The 17,709-nt window shown below is 73.0% G+C and carries 14 protein-coding genes, 1 tRNA gene and 1 pseudogene; 12 read left to right on the top strand and 4 right to left on the bottom strand.

All coding sequences use genetic code 11. The annotated features are described in order from the left end of the window. Positions 1-114 precede the first annotated feature (114 nt). The 3 genes from GA0074692_RS23045 (at position 115) to topA (ending at position 4,582) form a co-directional block, all read left to right on the top strand. A complete protein-coding gene (locus tag GA0074692_RS23045; RefSeq protein WP_091647419.1) occupies positions 115-657 on the top strand; it encodes a hypothetical protein in 543 nt (180 codons plus the stop codon). Next, positions 648-1,316: a hypothetical protein gene (locus GA0074692_RS23040; RefSeq protein WP_091647416.1), complete on the top strand. Its 669-nt coding sequence runs from the start codon at positions 648-650 to the stop codon at positions 1,314-1,316. Before GA0074692_RS23045 ends, GA0074692_RS23040 begins: the two co-directional genes overlap by 10 nt. A gap of 473 nt (positions 1,317-1,789) precedes the next feature. Then, entirely contained in the window at positions 1,790-4,582 is a 2,793-nt protein-coding gene (gene topA / locus GA0074692_RS23035) for a type I DNA topoisomerase (protein WP_091647415.1), read from the top strand. A 92-nt stretch (positions 4,583-4,674) separates the two neighbouring features. On the opposite strand, the gene GA0074692_RS23030 is transcribed toward topA, so the two are convergent. Then, the gene (locus GA0074692_RS23030) at positions 4,675-5,991 is read right to left on the bottom strand and encodes a D-arabinono-1,4-lactone oxidase (RefSeq protein ID WP_091647413.1); all 1,317 of its coding nucleotides are present in this window, start codon (positions 5,989-5,991) and stop codon (positions 4,675-4,677) included. Between the two features lie 219 nt (positions 5,992-6,210). On the opposite strand from GA0074692_RS23030, the pseudogene GA0074692_RS23025 reads away from it, so the two are divergent. Beyond that, positions 6,211-6,768, top strand: a pseudogene (locus GA0074692_RS23025) (TetR/AcrR family transcriptional regulator); the annotation flags it as partial. A gap of 227 nt (positions 6,769-6,995) precedes the next feature. Here the strand turns inward: GA0074692_RS23025 and GA0074692_RS23020 are convergent. After that, positions 6,996-8,204: an amino acid deaminase/aldolase gene (locus GA0074692_RS23020; protein WP_091647411.1), complete on the bottom strand. Its 1,209-nt coding sequence runs from the start codon at positions 8,202-8,204 to the stop codon at positions 6,996-6,998. A 308-nt stretch (positions 8,205-8,512) separates the two neighbouring features. Here GA0074692_RS23020 and tmk point away from each other — a divergent pair, with 308 nt between their 5' ends. The 6 genes from tmk (at position 8,513) to GA0074692_RS22990 (ending at position 14,678) form a co-directional block, all read left to right on the top strand. Further along, positions 8,513-10,576, top strand: coding sequence for a dTMP kinase (tmk, locus tag GA0074692_RS23015; protein WP_091653960.1), 2,064 nt, complete (start codon positions 8,513-8,515; stop codon positions 10,574-10,576). Next, the gene (locus GA0074692_RS23010) at positions 10,576-11,856 is read left to right on the top strand and encodes a DNA polymerase III subunit delta' (protein ID WP_091647408.1); all 1,281 of its coding nucleotides are present in this window, start codon (positions 10,576-10,578) and stop codon (positions 11,854-11,856) included. The genes tmk and GA0074692_RS23010 overlap by 1 nt, the downstream gene beginning before the upstream one ends. A 129-nt stretch (positions 11,857-11,985) precedes the next feature. Then, complete coding sequence (locus GA0074692_RS23005) at positions 11,986-12,315, top strand: YbaB/EbfC family nucleoid-associated protein (protein WP_091647405.1); 330 nt, start codon at positions 11,986-11,988, stop codon at positions 12,313-12,315. Position 12,316: 1 nt separating this feature from the next. After that, on the top strand, positions 12,317-12,943 hold the full coding sequence (locus GA0074692_RS37035; protein WP_425413354.1) for a hypothetical protein: 627 nt from the start codon (positions 12,317-12,319) through the stop codon (positions 12,941-12,943). Next, positions 12,943-13,662 (top strand): hypothetical protein, encoded by a 720-nt coding sequence (locus tag GA0074692_RS22995; RefSeq protein WP_091647402.1) that lies wholly within the window; start codon positions 12,943-12,945, stop codon positions 13,660-13,662. Before GA0074692_RS37035 ends, GA0074692_RS22995 begins: the two co-directional genes overlap by 1 nt. A 176-nt stretch (positions 13,663-13,838) precedes the next feature. Continuing rightward, on the top strand, positions 13,839-14,678 hold the full coding sequence (locus GA0074692_RS22990) for a PSP1 domain-containing protein (protein WP_091647399.1): 840 nt from the start codon (positions 13,839-13,841) through the stop codon (positions 14,676-14,678). Between the two features lie 58 nt (positions 14,679-14,736). Here GA0074692_RS22990 and GA0074692_RS22985 read toward each other — a convergent pair whose 3' ends face one another. Beyond that, positions 14,737-16,476 carry a metallophosphoesterase family protein gene (locus GA0074692_RS22985; RefSeq protein WP_091647397.1) on the bottom strand — a complete coding sequence of 580 codons (1,740 nt, stop codon included), beginning with the start codon at positions 16,474-16,476 and terminating at the stop codon, positions 14,737-14,739. A 250-nt stretch (positions 16,477-16,726) separates the two neighbouring features. Between GA0074692_RS22985 and GA0074692_RS22980 the strand changes: the two genes are divergently transcribed. Continuing rightward, a tRNA-Thr gene (locus tag GA0074692_RS22980) sits at positions 16,727-16,800 on the top strand. 17 nt (positions 16,801-16,817) lie between these two features. Here the strand turns inward: GA0074692_RS22980 and GA0074692_RS22975 are convergent. Next, a complete protein-coding gene (locus GA0074692_RS22975) occupies positions 16,818-17,063 on the bottom strand; it encodes a hypothetical protein (RefSeq protein ID WP_141725387.1) in 246 nt (81 codons plus the stop codon). Between the two features lie 41 nt (positions 17,064-17,104). Between GA0074692_RS22975 and GA0074692_RS22970 the strand changes: the two genes are divergently transcribed. After that, complete coding sequence (locus tag GA0074692_RS22970; RefSeq protein ID WP_091647392.1) at positions 17,105-17,617, top strand: DinB family protein; 513 nt, start codon at positions 17,105-17,107, stop codon at positions 17,615-17,617. Positions 17,618-17,709 lie beyond the last annotated feature (92 nt).

The following is a 17,709-nucleotide window of genomic DNA, read 5'->3' as shown; positions in this document are numbered from 1 at the left end:
CGGTCGGCACACCGTCGACCGGGGACTCCGTGGGCCCGCCCCCGCCGGGCGTGACCTCGGTGATCCGTCGATGGGTGGGTGGCGGATCACGACAGAGGCCGTACGCTGCAACGCATGCGTACGTGCCGGGCGGCAGCCGCCGGAAAGCTCACGGTGCTGCTGGCCACGATCGTCCTCGTGGCCGGCGCGTGCGGTGCCGGACCGACGCCCCGGGTCTGGGCCGCGGCGGTCTGCGAGGCGCTCACCCCCTGGCGTGCGGAGATCAACAAGCTGACCAGCAGCACCCAGCAGCAGATGACCGCGCAGACCACCCCCGCGCAGGCCAAGGAGAACCTGGTCCGGCTCTTCTCCGGGGCCGAGGAGGCCAGCGAGACGGCCCGTGGCAGGGTCGAGGCGGCCGGCGTTCCGGACACCGACCGCGGCGAACAGGTCTCCGCCGGGTTCCTCGACTCCCTGACGAAGGTCCGGGACGCCTACGGCCGGGCCCGGAGCACCATCGCCGGCCTGGGCACCGGCCAACCGACCGAGTTCTACGACGGGGTGCGCGGCGCGGTGGACACCCTCAACAAGGAGTACGACGCGAGCGCGCTGGACACCAGCAAGCTCAACTCGGAAGAACTCAAGCAGGCCTTCGCCGAGGTCCCGGAGTGTCGCTGACACCGCCACCCGACGCGCCGGCCGGTCCCGGACCGGTCCGCCAGCTTTCCCTTTTCGGTACGGAGGCGGCCGACCCGTCCCCCGCCGACCTGGCCGGGCTGCTCGCCGGACCAGCCGAGATCGTCCGGATGGGCGGCACTGCCCGGCTGTCGGTCGTGGTGGACGCCGCCTGGCGGGTGCACGTGCTCGTCGCCGAGCTGGCCCGGCGCGGGCTGACGGCGGCCTGGGAGGCGATCGAGGACCGGCACCGGGTCCGCACCTCCTACACCAGCGTCCTGGCCCCGCTCGCGCTGGCCTGGCTGCCCGACGGACCCGACCGGCCGACCGATCCGCCGGTGGGCCGGGACGAACCGGTGGTCAAGCGGCCTCCCGCCACCTTCCACCTCAACGGTCGCCGGCTGCGGCTCTGGCTGGCCGCGGCGGGTGTCGTCGAACCGTCCGGCTTCCGGCTGCGCCTCGGCGCGGCCGACGAGCACTGTCGGGAGCCGGTCCGCCGGGCGCTGGCCGCCGTCGGACTCCCCGGAGCCTTCCTCGACGCGGAGCCGGACGGGCCGGCGTTCCGGATCAGCGGGCGACGTCGGCTGGCCCGCCTCGCCGAGCTGGTCGGTGACCGTCCGCCGGCCGCCCCGTCGGCGGAGTGGCCGCCCGGCACCACCTGACATCCCGGTCGGCGGAGCGGCCGCCCACTACCACCCGACATCCCCGACGGCAAGTTACTGAGAGTAGTCGGTCGCCCGCAGAAAGTGCGAACCGGACCGGGGTGGCCCGACCGGCGCGCCTTCCGGGCGATCTTCTCCGGCCTCCCTCGCATGCTCTGGCCTGCTGTCGGGTAGGGGACAGCGGGTGGCCGGGAGGCGGCTACGGGTGATCCTCTGGGATGCCGGTCGCGGGCCGACGTTCGACACAGTGGCCCGCCCACAGGTGGATTCGCGGTGTACGGTGACGCCGTCCGGCACATGTGTCCGCACCGCGTCGGGAGGCGACCGCCGCTGTCGGGTGGCTTCGCCGCCCACGAAACCCCGAACGCGGACGGCGCGTTACGTTGGACATCCGGACCGCTGGCGGCCCGGAAGCACGGCGGTGCCGCTCGGTGGGCGGCCGGGCCACGAGCAGGAGTGAGGTCGCAGGAGACGTGCCGAGCAACGCCAGGACCACCCGTCTGGTCATCGTCGAGTCACCGGCGAAGGCCAAGACGATCTCGGGCTACCTCGGCCCGGGGTACGTCGTGGAGGCCAGCTTCGGGCATGTCCGCGACCTGCCGCGTAACGCCGCCGACGTGCCGGCGAAGTACAAGGGCGAGCCCTGGGCCCGGCTCGGGGTGGACGTCGACAACGGCTTCCACGCCCTCTACGTGGTCTCCGCCGACCGCAAGCAGCAGATCACCAAGCTGACCCGGCTGGCCAAGGAGGTCGACGAGATCCTCCTCGCCACCGACGAGGACCGCGAGGGCGAGGCCATCGCCTGGCACCTGGTGGAGACGCTCAAGCCCAAGGTGCCGGTCAAGCGGATGGTCTTCCACGAGATCACCAAGCCGGCGATCCAGGCGGCGGTGGCCAACCCGCGCGAGATCGACCGCGCCCTGGTCGACGCCCAGGAGGCCCGGCGGATCCTCGACCGGCTCTACGGCTACGAGGTCTCCCCGGTGCTCTGGAAGAAGGTCATGCCGAAGCTCTCGGCGGGCCGCGTCCAGTCGGTGGCCACCCGGATCGTGGTGGAGCGCGAGCGGCAGCGGATGGCCTTCCGTACCGCGGAGTACTGGGACATCCTCGCCACCCTCGCGGTGGCCGACCCGGGCCAGGGGCCGCGCACCTTCCACGCCACCCTGATCGCGCTGAACGGCGACCGGATCGCCACCGGCAAGGACTTCGAGCCGACCACGGGTCGCGTCCGGCCGGGCGCGGGCGTGGTCCACCTCGACTCCGGTGGGGCGCACGGGCTCGCCGCCCGCCTGGCGGGGCGGCCGTTCACCGTCACCCGGGTCGAGGAGAAGCCCTACCGCCGTCGCCCGTACGCGCCGTTCATCACCTCCACGCTCCAGCAGGAGGCCGCCCGCAAGCTGCGCTTCTCGTCGCAGCAGACGATGCGCACCGCGCAGCGGCTCTACGAGAACGGCTACATCACCTACATGCGTACCGACTCGGTGAACCTGTCGGAGACCGCCATCGCGGCGGCCCGCCGGCAGATCGCCGAGCTGTACGGCGAGCGCAGCGTGCCGCCGGAGCCGCGCCGCTACACCGGCAAGGTGAAGAACGCGCAGGAGGCGCACGAGGCGATCCGCCCGGCCGGGGACAACTTCCGCACCCCGGGCGACGTGGCCAAGGAGCTGCCCGCCGAGGAGTTGAAGCTCTACGAGCTGATCTGGCGGCGCACCATCGCCTCGCAGATGACCGACGCGGTCGGCTCCAGCGTCTCGGTGCGCATCCGTGCGGTCTCCAGCGCGCAGGAGGAAGCCGACTTCGGCGCGACCGGCAAGACCATCACCGACCCGGGCTTCCTGCGGGCGTACGTCGAGTCGAGCGACGACGAGAACGCCGAGGCCGAGGACGCCGAGCGCCGGCTGCCCAACCTGGTGAAGGACCAGCCGCTCACCGCCGACGAACTGGCCGCCCAGGAGCACCACACCCAGCCGCCGTCGCGGTACACCGAGGCGTCGCTGGTGAAGGCCCTGGAGGAGCTGGGCATCGGCCGGCCGTCGACGTACGCGTCGATCATGCAGACCATCCAGGACCGGGGGTACGTCGTCAAGCGCGGTCAGGCGATGATCCCGTCGTTCCTGGCGTTCGCGGTGATCGGGCTGATGGAGCGGCACTACCCGCGCCTGATCGACTACGACTTCACCGCCAGCATGGAGAACGAGCTGGACGAGATCGCCGGTGGCGACCACGCGGCGGTCGACTTCCTCACCGCGTTCTACTTCGGCAGCGCCAACGGCGCCGGCGACCGGGACATCGCCCGTTCCGGCGGGTTGAAGAAACTGGTCACCGAGAACCTCAGCGAGATCGACGCGCGCAGCGTCAACTCCATCCCGCTCTTCGCCGACGACGAGGGCCGCGAGGTCGTCGTCCGGGTCGGCAAGTACGGGCCGTACCTCCAGCGGACGGCGCCCGGTGAGGCCCCGGCGGCGCACGCCGAGGGCGAGGAGGGCGGCGCGCCCGGCGACCGGGCCCCGATTCCCGAGGGGCTGGCCCCCGACGAGCTGACCCCGGAGAAGGTGCACGAGCTGTTCCTCGGCGGCGGCGGTGAGCGCAAGCTCGGCGACGACCCGGCGACCGGGGAGCCGATCCTGCTCAAGTCCGGCCGCTTCGGCCCGTACGTGGCCAGCGGCGAGCGGAAGGCGTCGCTGCTGCGTTCGCAGTCACCGGACGCCCTCACCTTCGCCGACGCGTTGAAGCTGCTCAGCCTGCCCCGGCTGGTCGGCGTCGCCCCGGGCGGCGGGGAGGTCTTCGCCAACAACGGGCGTTACGGCCCGTACGTCAAGCAGGGCGAGGAGTTCCGGTCGCTGGACTCCGAGGAGAAGATGTTCACGGTCACGCTGGACGAGGCGCTGGCCCTGCTCGCCGCCCCGAAGACCCGCCAGCGTCGGGCCGCCGCGCCGCCCCTGCGGGAAATGGGCGCCGACCCGCTGACCGAGAAGCCGCTGGTGATCAAGGACGGCCGGTTCGGCCCGTACGTCACCGACGGCGAGACCAACGCGTCGCTGCGGCGTGGGCAGACGCCGGAGGCGCTGACCCTCGAGGAAGCCTCCGAGATGCTCGCCGAGCGGCGGGCGAGGGGCCCGGCGCCGAAGAAGACGGCGAAGAAGACGACGACCGCAGCGAAGAAGGCACCGGCGAAGAAGACGTCGGCCGCGAAGACCACGGCCGCGAAGAAGGCCACTCCCGCCAAGAAGGCCGCCCCGAAGAAGGCTCCGGCCGCTCCTGAGTGAGCCGACCATCCGTGATCGACTCGAATTGCGGCATGTCGGGGCGTCCCACCAACTCGGACACCCCGACATGCCGTATTCCGGGTAAGTCCCGGTCAGGGGCCGAGGACGCGGGTCAGGTAGGGGTTGCTGAAGACGCGGGCGGGATCGAGGGTGTCGCGGAGGGCCTGGAAGTCCGCGAAGCGCGGGTAGACGGGGGCGAGGGACTCGGCGTCGCGGTAGTGCAGCTTGCCCCAGTGCGGCCGACCCGCCAGGCCCCGGGCCACCTCCTCGAACGCCCGGAAGTACGGCTCGTACGGCATGCCCACGTACTGGTGGACGGCGAGGTACGCGGACTCGCGCCCGTACCCGTGCGACAGCCAGATGTCGTCCGGCGCGGTGAAGCGCACCTCGACCGGGAAGAGCACCGGGAACGGTAGCCCGTCGACGATCCGGCGGAGCGCGTCCAGTGCCTCGCGGAGCGCGGCACGCGGCACGGCGTACTCCATCTCCACGAAGCGGACCCGGCGTGGGGTGCAGAAGATCCGGTCGGAGCGGCCGGTGTAGCGGCGTTCGGTCAGCGCCCGCGCGCTGACCGCGCTGATCGCCGGGACCAGGCGGGGCGATGCCCGGCCCAGCCGACAGGCCCGCTCGAAGACGGTGTTCGCCAGGAACTCGTCGTCCAGCCAGCCCCGGATCGCCGACAGCGGCCGGTCGTCGGCGGCCACCCGGTCGTTGGTCTTGACCTGCACCCGGTCGGTGTACGGGAACCAGTAGAACTCGACGTGGTCGTGCCCGTCGACCAGCGTGGGCAGGTCGGCCAGCACGTCGGCCAGCCGCGCCGGGCGTTCGTGGGCGAGCAGGGTGAAGGCGTCCACGCAGCGCAGCGTCACCTCGGTCAGTACCCCGAGCGCGCCCAGCCCCACCCGGGCGGCGGCGAACACGTCCGGGTGCTCCCCGGCGGAACAGCGCAGCACCTCCCCGGTCCCGGTGACCAGCGTCAACGCCTCGACGGCGGTGGCCAGGCAGCCGAGCCGCGCGCCGGTGCCGTGGGTCCCGGTGGAGATCGCCCCGGCGACGGTCTGCGCGTCGATGTCACCGAGGTTGGGCAGGGCCAGGCCGTGCCCGGCGAGCAGGTCGTTGAGCGTCCGTAGGGTCATCCCGGCGGGGACGGTGACCAGCCGGTGCTCCCGGTCCACCCGGACCGGCTCGGCGAGGTCGGCCAGTTCCAGCCGGTGTCCGTCGGTCACCGCGATGCTGGTGAAGGAGTGGCCGCTGCCCACCGGCCTGATCCGTACGCCCGCGTCGGCGGCGGCCCGTACCGCCGCGACCACCTCGGTGGTGTCGCGTGGGCGTGGCACCGCCCCGGCGACGCCGCGCTGGTTACCCGCCCAGTTCGTCCAGGCGGTGCCGACAATGACCGTCCGCGTCATGTGCGCCTCCCGTGCGCCAATGGAACCATCAGAACGTCGTGCCTGGTAAACACCACAATGCCGGTCCGCTCGTTAGTACCGGTAGCGTCACGCTTCCGTGACGTGCAGGAATGTTTATCCGTCGAAGGGGGGTGGCGTCGAGTGTCCACACCAGCCGCCACGACCGGGCCGCTGCGCCGGGTACCGGTGCAGGGGCGAAGTGTCGCGCGGGTCCAGCGGATGCTGGACGCCTGCGCGGAGCTCGTCGACGAGGTGGGGTACGAAGGGTTGACCACCACGCTTCTCGCTGAGCGGGCCGAGGTGGCGATCGGGTCGGTCTACCAGTTCTTTCCGGACAAGCGGGCGATCGTGCAGGCGTTGACCCTGCGCACGATGGAGTCCTACCTCCAGCGACTCGACACGCGGTTCGCCTCGGACGACCTGGCCGACTGGTGGGACGGTGTCGACGCGGCGATCGACGAGTACATCACGATGCACCGCACCGTTCCCGGCTTCCGTACCTTGCACTTCGGCGACGTGGTCGACCTGCACCTGCTGGACGAGCAGCGGGACAACAACGGCGTGATAGCCGACCAGTTGGCCCGGGTGCTGACCGAGCGGTTCGGGCTGACCGACGAGCCCCGGCTGCGTTTCATCCTGGAGATCGCCGTGGAGGCGGCCGACGCGTTGATCAAGCTCGCGTTCCGCCGCCAGCCGGAGGGGGACGATCGCGTGCTGGCCGAGGCCAAGGCGTTGATCCGGGAGTACCTGCACCGCCAGGTCCACGCCACCGCCGGCAGCAGCACGGCCGGCAGCGCCACCGCCGGCAGCGGCGGCACGACCGGTAGTGCCCCGGCCGACAGCGGCACCGGGGACGACGGTGGCGCCGATGCGGACGGGGTCGACGGGCGTACCGGCGCAGCGGCCGGCGCGGTGGCCGCCGACGCAGGCTGACGCCCGCTCGGCTGAAGCCCACGCGGCCGACGCCAGCCCGGTCGACGCCCGCTCGGCTGACGCCAGCCCCGTCACAGGAACGCCCATCCCTCGCCCCGGTAGGTGGGGACGCTCGCGACCACGGCGTCCCCGTCCACCAGGTGCAGCTCGTTCACCCGTTCGCAGACCTCGCCGGCCTTGGCGTGGCGGAACCAGACCCGGTCACCCATCCGGAGCCGGTCGGCCGCCGCGCCGGTCAGCGGGGTCTGCACCTCGCCCGCCCCCTCGGTGCCCACCAGCCGCAGCCCGGCCGGCAGCCACGGCTGGGGGAGTCGGCTGTGCTCGGCGGTACCGGAGGCGATCCACCCGCCGCCGAGCACCGTGGCCATCCCGGGCGCGGGCCGGCGGACCACCGCACAGGCGAAGAACGCCGCCGGGATGGGCCGCCAGGCACGGTACGCGTCGAAGAGCGTCGGGCCGTACAGCCCGGATCCGGCGGTGATCTCGGTGACCGCCGGGTCGGCGCTGGTCGCGGCCACGCTGCCGGTGCCGCCACCGTTGACGAACTCCAGGTCGGCCTGCGCCCGGACGGCGTCCACCGCCGCGCCCCGACGGGCCAGCAGTTCCCGGTACGACCGGCGCTGCGCGGCCCGGATCGCGGCGCCCCGTAGCGCCTGCCCTGGCGGGGCGTCGCCCAACCCGGCGATCTGCGCCTCGTACGCCATCACCCCGACCAGCCGGAAGCCACGTCGTGCCGCGACGGCGGCGGCGAACGCCCCGGCCGCCGCCGCACTGTGCACCGGGGAGCGGCGCACCCCGACGTGCACCCGCCCGCGCAACGGTCGCCAGGAGGCGTCCAGGTCGAGGCAGACCCGCAGTTCGGGGCGCTGCCCGGGGGCGCGTACCGCGTCGACGAGATCGAGCTGCGCCGGGTCGTCCACCATGAGGGTCACCGCCGCGGCGAGGCCCGGATCGCCGGCCAACTCGGTCAGAGCTGCCCGGTCGGCGGTCGGGTACGCGACCACCACGTCGTCGCTGATCCTGGCGCGGACCAGCCGGATCGCCTCGGGGAGGGTGAACGCCAGCACGCCCCGCCAGCCCGGCCGGCCGAGGACCCGACGGAGCAGGTCCCGACTGCGGACCGACTTGCTGGCGACCCGTACCGGTTTGCCGGCGGCCCGGTCGACCAGCGCGGCGGCGTTGGTGTCGAAGGCGGCCAGGTCGACGACGACGAACGGCGGATCGAGGTGGGCGGTCGCCCGGTCCAGGCGGTCGCGGAGTAGATCGCGTTCGATGGCCACGTGAGCACGCTAACTGTGGGAACGGGTAATGCGAAACACCCTCGCGTCTGCCCTTGCTGGTGACCCTCGTGCGCCGAGGACCTAGGCTCGCGAGCAGCGGAATGTCACTGGGTGGGATGACTCCCCACCGCGACTAGAGTGTGACACCGGGGGACGCCCAGGGATGGGCCGGCACTGGAGGTACGGCCATCGAAAGCCAGAAGAACGGCGAGTCGTCCGGCGTGTCGTCGACGGGCCAGGTCGATCGGACGGGCTATGCCGCCCTCCGCTCCGTACTGCGCATCCGGCCGTTCCGCCGGCTGTGGATCGTGCTCGGCGCGGCCTCGTACGGTGACTGGCTCGGTCTGCTCGCCACCTCCATCTTCGCCGCCGACCAGGTCGAGGGCAGCACCGCCAAGGGTGCCGCGTTCGGCACGGTGATCGCGGTCCGGCTGCTGCCCGCACTGGTGCTCGGGCCGCTCGCCGGGGTCTTCGCCGACCGGTTCGACCGGCGCTGGACGATGGTCATCTGCGACGTGCTCCGCTTCCTGCTGTTCGCCTCCATCCCCCTGGTCGCGATCCTCGGCGCCAGTGGCGGCGTGGTGGTCGGCTGGGCGACGGTGGCGACCTTCCTGATCGAGACGATCACCCTGCTCTGGATCCCGGCCAAGGAAGCGGCGGTCCCGAACCTCATCCCGCGCGCCCGGCTGGAGATGGCCAACCAGCTCACCCTGATCACCACGTACGGCATCACCCCGGTCCTGGCCGCGCTGAGCATCGCGGTGCTCGACGCCAGCGTCCGGGCGGCGACCGGCGGCGTGGTGCCCTCCTGGTCCGAGCCGGCGCAGCTCGCGCTCTGGTTCAACGCCCTCTCCCGGCTGGCCACCGCGCTGGTGGTGGCCTTCGGTATCAAGGAGATCAGCGACGGGCAGGCCGACCGGGATGCCCGTACCGAGCAGAGCATGCTCCGGCAGTTCAAGGAGGGCTGGCGGTTCATCGGCCACACCCCGCTGGTGCGGGGCCTGGTGCTCGGCATCTTCGGGGCGTTCGCCGGCGGCGGCATCGTGATCGGCACCGCCCGCTTCTTCGCCGCCTCGCTGGGCGCCGGTGACGCCGCCTTCTACCTTCTCTTCGGGGCGATCTTCGTCGGCCTGGCGATCGGTATCGGCGGCGGTCCGATGATCGTCCGCGACCTGTCCCGACGCCGCTGGTTCGGCATGAGCATCGTGCTGGCCAGCGCGTCCGTGCTGGCGCTCGCCTTCGCCATCCACCTCTCCATGGCGATGCTCGGCGCGGTTCTGGTCGGCGCGGGCGCCGGCATGGCCTTCCTCGCCGGCACCACCCTGCTCGGCGGGGAGATCGCCGACGAGGTCCGGGGCCGGGTCTTCGCCGTGGTGCAGATCGGCACCCGACTAGTACTGATCTTCGCGATCGCGCTGAGCAGCCTGCTGGTCGGTGTCGGTGGCTCGCGGGAACTGCGTATCGCCGACCTCGGCATCTCGATCTCCTCCACCCGGCTGCTGCTGCTCGCCGCCGGCCTGGCCGGCATCTTCGCCGGGATCAGCGCCTTCGGCCAGATGGACGACAAGAAGGGCGTCCCGGTCCTGGCCGACCTCTGGGGCTCGATGCGGGGCCGCCCGCTCACCCCCGCCGAGCCGTTCGTCTCCACCGGCCTCTTCGTGGTCTTCGAGGGCGGCGAGGGCGCCGGCAAGTCCACCCAGGTCACCCGGCTCGCCGAGACCCTGGGCGGGCAGGGGCGCGAGGTGGTGACCACCCGGGAGCCGGGAGCCACCCCGGTCGGCCAGCGGATCCGCGCGCTGGTGCTCGGGGCCCCCGGCTCGGACACGCCGTCGCCGCGCGCCGAGGCGCTGCTCTACGCCGCCGATCGGGCACACCACGTGGCCACCGTGGTCCGGCCGGCGCTCGTCCGGGGCGCGGTGGTGGTCAGTGACCGGTACGTCGACTCCTCCCTGGCGTACCAGGGGGCCGGGCGGACGCTGCCGGTCGACGAGGTCTCCTGGCTCTCCTCCTGGGCCACCGGCGGACTCAAGCCCGACCTGGTGGTGCTGCTCGACGTGGAGCCGCGGGTCGGCCTGAGCCGGGTCGCCGCCCGGGGCGAGGAGACCGACCACGTGGAGGCCGAGTCGCTCGCCTTCCACGAGCGCGTTCGGTACGCCTTCCTCGACCTGGCCGCCGCCGACCCGAAGCGTTACCTGGTGCTCGACGCATCCCGTCCGGCCGACGAGATCGCCGCCACGGTGGCCCGCCGGGTCGAGGAGATGCTGGTCGACCCGTCCGCGATCGTGCACCCGGCCCCGGCGAAGCAGCCGGACACCTCGGTGCAGCCGGAGTTATCCGACGCGGAGCTGGTGACGATGGAACAACCCCGCTGATGCCGGAGGTCTTCGCCGAGCTGGTCGGGCAGGACGAGGCGGTCGACACGTTGCGCCGGGCCGTCGCCGCGGCCGCCGCCGTACTGCGCGCCGCCGGCACCCGCCCCACCGCCGCCTCCGACCCCACCGCAGCCTCCGGGCCGGAGGCCGCCTCCGGCCCGGATGGTGCGGACGCCGGGGCGGGGCCGGACCCGGGTGCGGGGATGACCCATGCCTGGATCTTCACCGGCCCGCCCGGTTCGGGACGGTCGGTGGCCGCCCGTGCCTTCGCCGCCGCCCTCCAGTGCCTGCACGGGACCGGCTGCGGCGGGTGTGCCGGCTGCCACACCACGATGGCCGGTACGCACGCCGACGTCCGGCTGGTCGTGCCCGAGGGGCTCTCCATCGGCGTCAACGAGATGCGGGCGCTGGTGCTGCGCGCGGCGAGCACCCCCTCCGGCGGGCGCTGGCAGGTCGTGATCATCGAGGACGCCGACCGGCTCACCGAGGCGGCCGGCAACGCGCTGCTCAAGGCGATCGAGGAGCCGCCGCCGCGTACCGTCTTCCTGCTCTGTGCCCCGTCCACCCACCCGGACGACATCTCGGTGACCATCCGGTCGCGCTGTCGGGTCGTACCGCTGCGGCAGCCGCCGTCCGGCGCGGTGGCCGAGGTGCTGGCCCACCGGTACGGGATCGCCCCCGACACGGCCGAGTGGGCGGCGTCGGCAGCCCAGGGCGACGTGGGCCGGGCCCGGCTGCTCGCGGCGGACCCGGAGGTCCGCGCCCGGCGGGACGCGGTGCTGGCCGTGCCGCGCCGGCTGACCGGGGTGGGCGCGGCGTTCGACGCGGCGTCCGCGCTGATCGAGGCGGCCGAGGCGGAGGCCGCGGCGGCGGTCGCGGAGACCGACGCCGCCGAGAAGGCCGCATTGCAGACCGCGCTCGGCGCGGGCGGCACCGGCCGGGGGGCCGCCGGGGCGGCACGCGGGACCGCCGGTCAGATCAAGGAACTGGAGAAACGGCAGAAGTCCCGGGCCACCCGGGCGCAGCGGGACGCGCTGGACCGGGCCCTGGTCGACCTGGCCGGTTTCTACCGGGACGCCCTGGTTACGGCGCTGCGGGCGCCGGTCGCGCCGGTGCACGCCGACGCTGCGGCGATGGCGCGCGCCGGCGCCGAGAAGTGGGACGCCGAGGGGGCGCTGCGCCGACTGGAGGCGGTGCTGGAATGCCGGGCCGCGATCGACGCCAACGTCAAGCCGAAGATCGCGGTGGAGGCGATGATGCTCGCCCTGTGGAAGGGCTGAGCCCCACCGGGTACCGCTGGGCCGGCGCTTCTCCTGCATCGACAGTGCCGATTGATTGCGGTACCGTCCGTGTGCCGTGGTGACGGCGACGGCACCCTCAGTGATACCGCTTGCGGGAGGAGTCCGCCCATGCCGCGGGGGGAGATCGACGAAGCCTGGATCGAGGAGGCCGTCCGGCGCTACCGCCGGATCGAGTCCCTCCAGGCCGAGTTCGACGCGGCGGTCGCCACCGTCCAGGTCACCGTCCGCTCCCCGGACGGGCTGGTGGAGGTGGTGGTCACCGCCGCCGGCACGATCACCGACGTCCGGTTCCTCGGGCCGCTGCACAACCGCCACCCCCGGGACGTCGCCCAGTCGGTGCAGGCGGCGGTCACCGCCGCAGCCGACGCCGCGCAGTGGGCGCGGGAGAAACTGCACAACGAGACGTTCGCCGCGTACCGACCGCTGGCGGGGGCCTGAGATGGACCGCCTGCCCGCCGTGGCCGCCCGGCTCGACGAGGCCAGCAGCACGCTGACCGCCGTGGCCCGCGCGGTGGCCGCCGCCGGCCCCGCCCCGACCGACTTCGGCGCCGACGGGCCCGGCCGTCCCGGTGACCTCGGTCGTGCCCTGTACCGCCTGTGGGTCACCGCCACCGACAACCGGGCCCGGGAGGCGACCGCCGCCGCCGCCCGGCTCGACGCCGCCGCGTCCGCGATCCGCGACGCCGCCGACCGGTACGCCGACACCGACGACGCCGTCCGGCGCCGTCTCACCGCCCACCACGCCCCCGACCGGTACGCCCCCGACCGGTACGCCCCCGACCGGTACGCCCCCGACGGGTATGTCCCCGACCGGTACGCCCCCGACGGGTATGTCCCCGACCGGTACGCGCCCGACCGGTACGCGCCCGACGGGTACGCCGCTGGCGGGTACGCCGATACCGACGCCGCCGATTCGTGGTTCGACAGCGTCCCGGCCGGCCTGGGCGGGCCCCGGTTCGGTGCCGACGCCGTCCCGGCCGGTCGCACCGGGTCCGGTTACCCGTTCCCCGCCGACGACCCGCTCCGCGTGCCACGGGTGCCCCGCCCCCGGCCGGGTGACGGCTGATGGACCGCCTCGACCGGCTCACCGAACCCGGCCTCGACCTGCTCGGCCGGGTCGACACGCTGCTCGCCGCCGGGGTGCCGGAGGGGCACCCGGTCTGGCCGCTGCTGCGCCGGATGCGGGCCCTCCCGGGCGAGGCCGTCCGGACCTTCCTCGACCTGCACCCGGCCCCGCTGGCCGAGGCCGGGCGCGCGGTGCGCCAGCTCGTGCGCCGGTACGACGACGCCTGCGCCGCGCTGACCGACCAGGCCGCCTGGTCCGGCCCGGCCGCCTCCGCGTACGGGGAGGTGCGGGCTGAGTTGCTGCGCCACCTCGACGAGGGGCCGGACAGCCTGGTCGGGCGGCTCGAGTCGACCGCCGGATACGCCGACGCGCTCGCCGACTGGACCGAGCGCAGCCGGCTGGCGCTGGCCCGTACCCTCGCCGACGTGCTCGGCTCCGCCGAGGCGGTGACCGTGGTGACGGCCACCGGCGGTGGTCAGGCCGGTGCCGGTGGCAGCGGCAGTGGTCAGGCCGGTGCCGCTGGCCCCGGCGGTGGCGCGTCGGCCCGTGCCGCCGCCGAGATCGCCGCCCGGGTCCTGGCCGTCCTCTCCGTCGCCTACGACGGGGCGGAGACCCTGCTGCGCCAGTGGGCCCCGAGCCTCGCCGAGGCGTCCTGGCGTTCCCGGCCCCGTGGGTCCAGCGGGTCGGACCCGCTGCGCGTCCGCTGGCGGGACGATTAGTGCTGTGTCCACTAACGTTCACCAGGTTTCCGGTGGTGTGTTGTGGATCACTAGCGGGTCGGACCCGCCGCGCGTTCGCTGGCGGGATGATTCGCCGGTGGTCGATGGCTGCGCCGGGTGACCGGGTGACGACGACGGGGTGGGTGGGGGCCCTCACTTGGTCGTAGGGTGACAGCATGGGCATGCTCTGCGCGGTCAGCTTCAACCGGTACGGCCGCCTCTACTACCTCGATCCGGGCGAGTTCCGCCCGCAGGTGGGCGACCGGGTGCTGGTGCCCACCGACGACGGTCCCGAGGTGGCCGAGTGCGTGTGGGCGCCGCAGTGGGTCAGCGAGGACACCGACGGGTTCCCGAAGATCGTCGGCCTCGCCGACGAGGAGGACCTGCGCCGTGACGAGCTGCTGCGCAAGCGCAAGGCCGAGGCGAAGGTCGCCTCGAAGCGGCTGATCCGCGAACACGGGCTGCCGATGAAGGTGGTCGCCGTCGACCACGTGCTGGGTGCCGAGTCCGGGGGCAGCGGCCGCACCACCATCTACTTCACCGCGCCGCACCGGGTGGACTTCCGGGCCCTCGTACGGGATCTCGGCGCGACCCTGCACTGCCGGGTCGAGCTGCGTCAGCTCTCCGCCCGCGACTCCGCCCGGGTGCAGGGCGGGATCGGCTCCTGCGGCCGTGACCTGTGCTGCGCCACCTTCCTCAACGACTTCGAGCCGGTGACCATCCGGATGGCGAAGGACCAGGATCTCCCGCTCAATCCGCTGCGCATCTCCGGGGCGTGCGGCCGGTTGATGTGCTGCCTGAAGTACGAGCACCCGCTCTACCAGCGCTTCCATGAGTCGGCCCCGGCGGTGGGCAGCCGGGTGTCGACCCCGGCGGGCGAGGGCAAGGTGGTCGGCCACAGCGTTCCGAAGGACTCCGTGACGGTCCGGCTGGACGCCGACGGCTCCCGCTCCATGTGCTCCCGTGCCGACGTCTGCGGCTCCCGCCAAGCCCACGACCAGCACTACACCCCCTGACCCGTCCGGGGCCCGCCGCGCCTGCGGCGCTGGGGGGCAACGCGGCGCTGGGCGGACGCTACGGGGCGAGGGTGATGGGGGGTTCGGCCAGGCGGGGGGTCAGGGGGGCCTGCGGGGTCAGCCAGGAGGCGGTGGGGGACTGGTCCGGGTTCACCTGCCAGCGCCGGGAAACCCGGTCGACGGCGATCGGATAGATCGTGAGAGTGCCGTCCGGATCGATCCGCAGACGTAGGAACGACTTCGCGTCCTCGATGCCCTGACCGGCGAAGAGTTCGTTCACGTTCACCCCGAAGCCCGACGCGACCAGCAGGTACAGGGCGGTCAGCTCACTCGCCACCAGGCCGAGCACCGGCCCGTAGAGCACTGCGGCGGCCACCACGGGCAGCGGCCACGGCCAGTCGTGGAACGGCAGCCGCAGCCAGACCCAGGTGCCCCCGGCGGCCAGCGCCACGTGCGCCAGCCCGTGCGTGACCCCGAGGATCCAGTGCCGGGCGTGACGTTTGCCGTCCACGCTGGGCGGCTTGGCGAACAGGCCCGCGCCGACGACCGTCACCAGCAGCATCGCCACCAGCGGAAGGCTGAACAACCGCTGTTCGACGCTGTCCACCCCGTTCGCCGCCACCCCGACCATCGCCAGCATCAGCAGCGTGTGCAGGGTGCCGAGCAACGCGCCGAAGCCGGGGTTGCGGAACGGCAGCCGGCCGAAGATCCCCCAGCCGTACCGTCGGGAGCGGGCCGCGTCGGGGTAGCGGCCCGCCAGGTCGTACGGCTCAGAGCGGCTGGCCCGCCGGGCGAGGGTGTCACGCGGCGGCACCTCGATCCGCTCCGGCAGCTTGTGCGTCGGGTAGAGGTACGCCCCACCGCCGCCGCAGGTCACCAGTTGCCGGCCCGGCCCCGCGTAGCGGGCGTAGTGGTGCAGGTCGCCGGTGATCACCAGCCGAACCGTCGCCCCGCTCGGCGCGACGACCGTACGGATGAAGTAGTCCAGCGAGTCGTACGCGGTGGGGTTGTCCACGGCCCGCACCCAGGTCGGCGCCGGCACCGCCAGGATCACCCGCGACTGCGGGCCGAGCCGGGCCGCCGCCGTCTCGAAGTAGGTGAGCTGCGGATCGTCCAGGTACGACCCGGACTGGTCGTCCAGGCCGAACAGCCACCAGTCGGCGGGCAGCTCGACGGCGAAGTAGGAGCGGGACTGTTCGGTACGCCAGCCGCCGAAGTACTGGTCCCGGGAACGGACGAAGAGCCGTAGGAACGCGGTCAGACCGTCGTACCAGTCGTGGTTGCCGGGCACGGCGAACAGCGTCGGCCCGCCGGGCGTGGCCAGCGGCAGCGCCGCCTGGTACGGCCCCTTGCAGCGGTCCTCGTACGCCTCGTAGCCGGCCGAGGGGTAGACCTGGTCACCGCCCATGACCAGGGCCTGCGCCCGGGGCAGCCGGTGTCCGTCGACCTCCAGCTCGGGCTGGGCGATCAGGTACGCCACCGAGTATGTGGCGTCGAAGCCGTCACCGAGGTCGGCGACGTAGTCCAGCCAGAGCCCGCCGTCCGGTCCGACCTGACGGGACACCCCGTTCCCGAACGCGTTCTGCAACTCCCGTTTGTCCAGGTACGCCCCGAAGAACATCGCGAGCAGCGTACGAATGCCGGTGCTGATCAGCAGGAACGGCGCGAGCCACGGCACCGCCCGGCGGGGCGTGAAGCCCAGCTCCTGGGGATCGGTGCTGCGCGGGCGGCGGGGATGAGCCTCCTCGGCGCTGGTCGCCTCGGGCGGAGTGGTGGGCGAGGGGTGATCGTCACTCACAGCCGGAGCGTAACCGGCATGGATGGGAACCGCTGTCTGCTGCTGGACGGTTCGGCCACCCTTGCCCCGGGATGATCACCTGTGCGGGGGTTGGGTGGTTGCAGGGGTCCCCTGCTACCGCTTTTTGCGTAGCAGGGGACCCCTGCAACCACCTCCACCCTGTGGAGGACGGCGGCCGACTCCGCACGGACGGCGACGGGGGATCCCGGGAGACCGGAGCGGGTGGCGTGCCGTACACTTGACGATCGTTGCCGCCTTAGCTCAGTCGGCTAGAGCGACGCACTCGTAATGCGTAGGTCGACGGTTCGATTCCGTCAGGCGGCTCGGTGAAGAAGCCCAGGTCAGCGACCTGGGCTTCGCCGTTTTCCGAGGTCGACCACACCGCCGCCGGCCGTGCCTTCCACCAGTTCCCCGCTGACCTCCGCGAGGGTGACCGCCACGGGTGCCCGACGCCGCAGCAGGTCCAGCCGGGAGGCACGCGGTGCCGACGCCTCGCCCCAGCGCAGCCCCGTGTAGGCGCGGAAGCGCACGGGCAGCCCGTAACGCCCGCACTCCATCACCACCGCGCATGCCAGAACCCTGCTCACCGTGCATGAGCGGCCGTCTGCGGGTGCGGGAGAATCAACAGATGGATGACCTCGTGGCCGGTTCGGCGCCCACCGCTCATCACGCCTTCCTGCTGCAAAGCCTTGCCTGGAAGCGTTCGCACGTTCTCGAGGCGATCGAGGGTCTCGACGACGAAGCGCTCAACCGAGCCCACGTCGCGTCCGGCTGGACCCCGCTTGACCTGGTCCGGCATCTCACCGTCGACGTCGAGCGATACTGGTTTCAGGCGGTGATGCTGGCGGAGCCCGACGCGGTCGCCTTCGCGTCCGGCGACAGCTCCGGATGGCAGGTCGGCGTGCCCGAGGCATACGACGACGTTGTGGCGGCGTACCGCGACGAGATAACCCGATCCGACCGTGTGCTGGCATCCCTGGCGCCAGAGGCGAAACCACGGTGGGTCGAGGGAGCGGTGGGACGGGCCGACCTGACCTCCGTCATCGTGCATGTCCTCGTGGACACCGCCACCCACGCCGGCCAGCTCGACATCGTGCGTGAAGGAATTGACGGCCGACAGTACTTAGTCGTTCACCCCTGACCGCAGACCAAGCGGGACCCCGGACGCTCCTGCGGGTGACCTGGGTCTTCTTCATGCCCCGTGGTGCCGGCAGGTGGGCGAGTGGCATCCCA

It is taken from the genome of Micromonospora pallida (assembly GCF_900090325.1).
Classification (GTDB): domain Bacteria; phylum Actinomycetota; class Actinomycetes; order Mycobacteriales; family Micromonosporaceae; genus Micromonospora; species Micromonospora pallida.
Note: the sequence above shows the minus strand (reverse complement) of the source record. Positions and strands in the feature narration are given on the sequence as shown.

What these genes read in the sequence shown, in the direction of transcription:
- GA0074692_RS23010 (WP_091647408.1), top strand. Translation starts at nt 10,576, where the DNA reads ATGCCGGAGGTCTTCGCCGAGCTGGTCGGGCAGGACGAGGCGGTCGAC.
- GA0074692_RS22995 (WP_091647402.1), top strand. Translation starts at nt 12,943, where the DNA reads ATGGACCGCCTCGACCGGCTCACCGAACCCGGCCTCGACCTGCTCGGC.
- GA0074692_RS23045 (WP_091647419.1), top strand. Translation starts at nt 115, where the DNA reads ATGCGTACGTGCCGGGCGGCAGCCGCCGGAAAGCTCACGGTGCTGCTG.
- GA0074692_RS23005 (WP_091647405.1), top strand. Translation starts at nt 11,986, where the DNA reads ATGCCGCGGGGGGAGATCGACGAAGCCTGGATCGAGGAGGCCGTCCGG.
- GA0074692_RS22990 (WP_091647399.1), top strand. Translation starts at nt 13,839, where the DNA reads ATGGGCATGCTCTGCGCGGTCAGCTTCAACCGGTACGGCCGCCTCTAC.
- GA0074692_RS37035 (WP_425413354.1), top strand. Translation starts at nt 12,317, where the DNA reads ATGGACCGCCTGCCCGCCGTGGCCGCCCGGCTCGACGAGGCCAGCAGC.
- GA0074692_RS23030 (WP_091647413.1), bottom strand. Translation starts at nt 5,991, where the DNA reads ATGACGCGGACGGTCATTGTCGGCACCGCCTGGACGAACTGGGCGGGT.
- GA0074692_RS22970 (WP_091647392.1), top strand. Translation starts at nt 17,105, where the DNA reads ATGGATGACCTCGTGGCCGGTTCGGCGCCCACCGCTCATCACGCCTTC.